Raw genomic sequence first — 4983 nt, 5'->3', positions numbered from 1 at the left:
GTCACTGCTGCCACGGGGTCTTCTCCCAGATGGCGCGGTAGCGGGCCTCCTGCGCCGGCATCTGCGCCTCCCACTCGGCGCCCGGCAGATAGGCCATGGGCAGCTCGAGCTGCCGGGCCTTCTCGGCCCATTCCGGCTTGGCGACCACGCGCGCGACCGCTTCCTGCAGGCGCAGCGCGATCTCGTCCGGCACACCGCGCGGCGCGCCGATGCCGCGCTCGCTCGTCATCAGCACGTCGTAGCCCAGCTCGCGGAAGGTCGGCACGTCCGGCATCAGGTCCCAGCGGTGCTCGCCCATGCCGGCGAGCGGGCGCAGCGCCGGCCTGTCCTGGCCGAGCATCCCGATCTCGCCGAGGTTCAGTCCGGCGACGTCGATGTGCCGCGCGAGCACCGCGTTCTTCACCAGCCCGGCGCCGGCATAGGGAGCGTGGATGAACTCCGTTCCGGTGGCCGCCTGGAACAGCGTGAGGCCGAGATGGTCGTCCGTGCCGACGCCCGACGAGCCGACGCTGATCTGGCCCGGCCGGCGCTTCGCGTCCGCCACGAGGTCGGCGAGGGACTTGTAGGGTGAGTCCTGGTGCACGACGAAGGCGCTGGGATCATCGACCAGTCGGGCGATGGCGCGGATCTTCGTGCGGTCGTAGCGCACGCGGCGCTCGATCGGCACGGAGAGGTAGCCCGGCGTGTTCAGTCCGCCGATGGTGAAGCCGTCCGGCCGCGCGGCCTGGAGAAGCGCATAGGCCGTCTCGCCGCCCGCGCCGGGGCGGTTGCTGATGACGAAGTTGGAGCCGGGCAGCTCGGCGGCCATGGCCTGGGCGAGAGCGCGCAGCATCACGTCCGTGCCGCCACCGGGGGCGAAGCCCACGATCAGCTCGATCGGTCGCCCGGCGGGCCAGGCAGCCTGCGCCAGGGCCGGGCGGGCGAGCGGCACGGCGGCGAGGGCCGCGCCGGCTGTGAGAAGGCCGCGACGGCCCAGGATCCTGTCTCGCATGTTTCTTGGTTCCTCCTCGTATCGTTCTCGCGCAGGGCTCAGGCCGCGCGCGGCAGCGGGACCGGCTCCTCGCCGCGCCCTTTCCGGATCGCGGCCAGCAGGGCCTGCGCGGGGTGGCGTAGCGCGACGCCGTCCAGGCGCCTGGCCTGGGAGCGGCACGAGTAGCCGGTCGCCAGGAGATCCCCGCCCGCCGCCACGTGGCGCTTCCAGCTCAGGCCGTAGAGGTGTTCCGACATGGCGCGGTGCTCGGCCTCGTGGCCGTAGGTGCCCGCCATGCCGCAGCAGCCGGCCGCGACGACCTCGAGCGCCAGCCCGTGCCGGGCAAAGACGGCGCGCCACTCGCGCGGCGAGGCCGCGGCGTTGGTGCGCTCCGTGCAGTGCAGGAGGAGGCGGTAGGGCGCCTGCCGGCGTGCCTGCGGCATCTCGCCCTGCCGCTGCGCCAGCCATTCCTGGAGCAGCAGGACGGTCGGGACCTTCACGCCCGCGTCCCGGTACTCCGCCCGGTAGGTCAGCGTCATCGAAGGGTCGATCCCGACCAGGGGAACCCCCGTACCCGCCAACTCGCCCAGCATCGCCGCGTTCGCCTCGGCCGCACGGCCGAAGGCGCCGAGGAGGCCGTGCACGTGGAGCGGCTTCCCGTTCGGCCGGAAGGGCGCGACCCAGGGCCGCGCGCCGAGGGCCAGCATGAGGTCGAGCACGTCGAGCAGGAGCCGGGTCTCGTTGAAGCTGGTGAAGGCGTCCTGGACGAGGATCACGGAACGGTCGCGCTCGGCGTCCGGCAGCGCGCGCAGCGCATCGGGTGCCGCGACGGCGACGCCGCGGGCGGCGAGTTCCGCGCCCAGCTCGATGCCGGAGACGGGCGGGCTGTCCACGAGCCCGATGGCGCGCAGCGCGGCCCGGCCGGGGCCGCTGCCCAGCACGGCATTGTAGAGGCGCGGGACGCGCGACGCGCGCGGCAGCACGCGCTCGGCCCCCGCGACCAGGTGGTGCCGCAGCGGGCGCAGGTAGCGGCCGTGGTAGAGTTCCAGGAACCGGGCCCGGAAGTCCGGCACGTTCACCTTGATGGGGCAGCCGCCGGTGCAGGACTTGCAGGCGAGGCAGCCGTCCATCGCCTCCTTCACGCCGTGCGAGAAGTCGGCCTCGCCGCGCCGCCGCGCGAGCGTGTTCCGCAGGCGTGCGAGGAAGCCGCGCAGGGGAGGGGAGGTCCGCAGCGCCTGGGCCTCGGCCACCGGGTCCACCCCGGCCTCGCCTAGCCGCCGCAGCCACTCCCGCACCAGCATCGCGCGGCCCTTGGGCGAGTGCCGCCGCTCCCGCGTGCCCTTCCAGGAGGGGCACATCGCGTCGTCGGCGTCCCAGTTGAAGCAGGCGCCGTTGCCGTTGCAGTGCATGGCCGTGTCGTAGGGCGCGCGCGCCGCCTCGGGGATGGCGCGGTCGGCCGCGCCGCGCGTCGGCACGCCGTCCACCCGCAGCAGGGCGCCGCCTTCCGGGGGCGTTGCGATCTTGCCGGGGTTGAGCTGGTTGTGGGGGTCGAAGGCGGCCTTCACGGCCTGCACCAGCGGGTAGAGCGGGCCGAAGAAGCGGGGCGAGTACTCGGACCGCACGCCCTTGCCGTGCTCGCCCCAGAGCAGGCCACCATAGCGCTGGGTGAGGGCTGCCACGCCGTCCGACACCTCGCGGATCAGCCGCTCCTGGGCCGGGTCCTTCATGTCGATGGCCGGGCGGACGTGCAGGACTCCCGCATCGACATGCCCGAACATGCCGTAGTCCAGCCCGGCGCCGTCCAGCAGGGCGCGGAACTCGGCGATGTAGTCCGCCAGCCGCTCCGGCGGCACCGCCGTGTCCTCGACGAAGGCGATGGGGCGCTTCTCGCCCGCCATGTTCCCGAGCAAGCCCACGGCGCGCTTGCGCATGTCCCAGATGGCGCCGACGGCCGGCTCGCCGCGGGCGACGGTGTAGCCGAGGCGGCGGCCACCGAAGCCCTCGGCGTCCAGCATCGCGGTCAGGCGCCCGAGCGAGGCTTCCACGGCGGCCTGCGTGTCGCCCACGAACTCCACCAGCAGCACGCCGCGCGTCGGGCGCCCGGCATCCTCGGGGAAGTAGGCGCGCACGCCTTCCCAGACGATGTCGTTCTGCGCGAGGCCGAGGACCTTGCTGTCCACCGTCTCGACGGAAGCGGCGCCGAGAGCGATCAGCGCGCCGGCGTCGCGCAGCGCCGCATCGAAGCTGTCGTAGCGCAGGTTCACCAGGGCGACGTGCTCCGGAATGGGGAGCACGTTGAGCGTGGCTTCCGTCACCACGCCCAGCGTGCCCTCGGCACCGCAGATCACGCTGTTCAGGTCGAAGCGGCCCTGGCCGTCCCTGATATGGGCCAGGTCGTAGCCGGTCAGGCAGCGGTTCAGCCTGGGGAAGCCCGCCTCGATCTCGGCGGCGTGCTCGCGCTGGATGGTGTCCACCGCGCGATGGACGGCGCCCACCAGGTCGGTCCGGCGCTGGACGCTGCGGAGAGCCTCGTCCTCCAGCGGGGCGGAATGCCAGGCTGTCCCGTCGGTCAGGACCGTGGTGAGCTCCAGCACGTGGTCCCGCGTCTTGCCGTAGAGGCAGGAGCCCTGGCCGGAGGCGTCGGTCGAGATCATGCCCCCGATCGTCGCGCGGTTGGAGGTGGAGAGCTCCGGCGCGAAGAACAGGCCGTGCGGGGCGAGGGCCGCGTTGAGCTGGTCCTTCACCACGCCGGCCTGCACGCGCACGCGCCGCCCCGCCGGGTCGATCTCCAGGATGCGGTTCATGTGGCGCGACAGGTCGAGCACGATGCCGGCCGTCAGGGACTGCCCGTTCGTGCCCGTGCCGCCGCCGCGAGGCGCCAGCACCACCCCGCGGAAGCGCTCATCGGCCAGCAGCCGCATGGCGCGCGCCACGTCCGCTGTGTCCCGCGGGAAGAGCACGGCCTGGGGCGGGACGCGGTAGATGGAGTTGTCGGTGGCGAAGACCATCCGGTCCGCGTCGCCGGACGACAGCTCGCCCGTGAACCCGGCCGCCCGCAGCGCGTCCAGGAAGGCGCGGGTGAGCGCCTCCGGCGGAGGCGCCTCGGGGATGCGCGGGATCATGCTTGCCCTCTCAGACCGCCTGCACGAGGTCGGCGGGCAGCCCGCCGGGGACGACCACCGCGCCCTCCAGCGCCGGCACGCGCCCGGCCAGGACCGCGATGATGCTCTCCGCCGCGCCGCAGGCCATGCCGGTCGCGCCGCGCGGCGTGTTGGCGGCCAGATGCGGGGTGGGAACCACGCGCGGATGGGTGCGGAAGGGGCTGTCCGCCTCCAGCGGCTCCTTGGTGAAGACGTCCACGCCCGCCCAGCTCAACTGGCCGGAATCCAGCGCCGCCAGCAGCGCGTCCTGGTCCACGATCCCGCCGCGCGCGGTGTGGACGAGGATGGCGCCCCTGGGCAGCATCGCGAGCTCCGCCGCGCCGATCATGCCGCGGGTCTCCGGCTCCAGCGGCAGGTGCAAGGACAGGACCTCGGACTGGCGCAGCAGCTCGGGCAGGCTGTCCACCCGCCCGGCCGGGCCGGAGAGCGGGCCGGCGGGCAGAAGGGGGTCATAGGCCAGCACGCGCATCCCGAAGGCGGCCGCCATGCGCGCGACCTTGGTGCCGATCGCGCCGTAGCCGACGATGCCCAGCGTCATCCCGTCGATGTCGCGGGTCATGCGGGAGGTCTTCTCCCAGAGGCCGTCGCGCATGCCGGCGGTGACGGAGGGAAGGTCCTTCAGCATGGTCAGCATCAGCGCCATCGCGTGCTCGGCCACCGAGCGGGAGTTCGCGCCCGCCGCGCGGGTCACGGTCAGGTTGCGGGCGCGCGCCGCGGGGATGTCGATCCCGTCGATGCCGGCGCCGTGGCGCGCCACCAGCCGCAGGCCCGGCGCGGCCGCATCCATCACCGTGCCGTTGATGATGCCCTGCCGGTGCAGGATGGCCACCGGGCGGTGCTCGCGGATGGCGG

At 73.8% G+C, this 4983-nt stretch carries 3 protein-coding genes; all 3 read right to left on the bottom strand.

What is annotated here, in order from left to right; all coding sequences use genetic code 11:
- Position 1 precedes the first annotated feature (1 nt).
- Entirely contained in the window at positions 2–991 is a 990-nt protein-coding gene (locus tag FHS87_RS22935; RefSeq protein ID WP_184522149.1) for a tripartite tricarboxylate transporter substrate binding protein, read from the bottom strand.
- A 38-nt stretch (positions 992–1029) separates the two neighbouring features.
- On the bottom strand, positions 1030–4092 hold the full coding sequence (gene ydiJ, locus FHS87_RS22930) for a D-2-hydroxyglutarate dehydrogenase YdiJ (protein WP_184522146.1): 3063 nt from the start codon (positions 4090–4092) through the stop codon (positions 1030–1032).
- A gap of 10 nt (positions 4093–4102) precedes the next feature.
- Positions 4103–4983: hydroxyacid dehydrogenase (locus tag FHS87_RS22925; protein ID WP_184522143.1), on the bottom strand; the 881-nt coding region annotated here is incomplete at its 5' end.

This window comes from Muricoccus pecuniae, from assembly GCF_014199205.1.
Taxonomy (GTDB): domain Bacteria; phylum Pseudomonadota; class Alphaproteobacteria; order Acetobacterales; family Acetobacteraceae; genus Roseomonas; species Roseomonas pecuniae.
Note: the sequence above shows the minus strand (reverse complement) of the source record. Positions and strands in the feature narration are given on the sequence as shown.

What these genes read in the sequence shown, in the direction of transcription:
- FHS87_RS22935 (WP_184522149.1), bottom strand. Translation starts at nt 991, where the DNA reads ATGCGAGACAGGATCCTGGGCCGTCGCGGCCTTCTCACAGCCGGCGCG.
- ydiJ (WP_184522146.1), bottom strand. Translation starts at nt 4,092, where the DNA reads ATGATCCCGCGCATCCCCGAGGCGCCTCCGCCGGAGGCGCTCACCCGC.